Here is a 202-nt window from a genome sequence, read left to right on the forward strand (position 1 = left end):
AAGGTCGACGTCGCCGCCGACGGCACCCGCCCCGATTGGGCGCAGGCGCTGCCGGAGGAGATGCTGGCCGCTCCGTCCGAGTCGAACATCGCCACGCCCGTCTTCGACGGCGCGCGCGAAGAGGAGCTGACCGGGCTGCTGAGCTCGACGCTGCCCAACCGCGACGGCGAGCGCATGGTCAACGACGACGGCAAGGCCACGC

Annotated in this window: 1 protein-coding gene; it reads left to right on the plus strand. The window is 72.3% G+C overall.

Features of this window, described 5'->3' with window-relative positions; genetic code table 11:
- The coding region (locus ON34_RS21140; protein ID WP_040781992.1) for a hypothetical protein at positions 1-202 on the plus strand (202 nt) is incomplete at both ends.

The organism is Nocardia pneumoniae NBRC 100136 (assembly GCF_000308755.1).
In the GTDB taxonomy this organism is placed as follows: domain Bacteria; phylum Actinomycetota; class Actinomycetes; order Mycobacteriales; family Mycobacteriaceae; genus Nocardia; species Nocardia pneumoniae.